The sequence below is a fragment of the Psychromonas sp. Urea-02u-13 genome, assembly GCF_002835995.1.
Classification (GTDB): Bacteria; Pseudomonadota; Gammaproteobacteria; order Enterobacterales; family Psychromonadaceae; genus Psychromonas.
Map to the genome: position 1 here is coordinate 1 of NZ_PJBZ01000232.1, position 668 is coordinate 668.

Sequence of the window (668 nt, forward strand, 5' to 3'; positions counted from 1 at the left end):
ACGGACTAAAATTGTGGGTTAAAATGTGTAGCGAAGCGAAACGTAACCCACTGTTTTAGTTCCGTTTAAACGCCTTGTTATAAGCCTACATGCAGTATTTGACGATATTTAGACTCAATACTTTCTTTGATTTTTGGTATTTCTGTAGCTAGATGCTTCATATCATCTAAACTTTTGTCTTTTAGGTAATCTTCATCTGACAATGAAAAATTTGGATCGGTTATAGTTCTGAAAACTGACTTGATCTTCATGCTGCAGTTTATAAATGTCACAAACTCATTTTCAAGTGACTTAGGTAAGAACACCTTGGACTTATTAAAGCTCTTTTGGAACTCGCAGATGCCATGATATAAAGATATAAAATCTGGATCTTTCGCTAGTAAATTCCAATCAAACGGTCCTGAATAATATTGCAAATTACCATCTAGTTCAGCGAACTGCTCATATAAAAGTAACATAACATCTAGTTGCTTATCTGCTAATCGGTTTAATCTAATTGATGTTTCATTTTCAATCAGCTTAGATTTTGATTTAAGAGAAAGCATATAAATATTGTTTGCCAAAAGCCAAGTAGCACCAACTATAGAAATAAATATTGCTCCCCCACTCATACCAGAAAACTCTTTAAGCCAATCTATAAACATTGCAACTCTCCTTTGGCTTATAAC

Annotated in this window: 1 protein-coding gene; it reads right to left on the minus strand. The window is 33.5% G+C overall.

Annotated features, from left to right (window positions below):
• Positions 1 to 77 precede the first annotated feature (77 nt).
• The coding region (locus tag CXF74_RS21565; RefSeq protein ID WP_232772621.1) for a hypothetical protein at positions 78 to 668 on the minus strand (591 nt) is incomplete at its 5' end.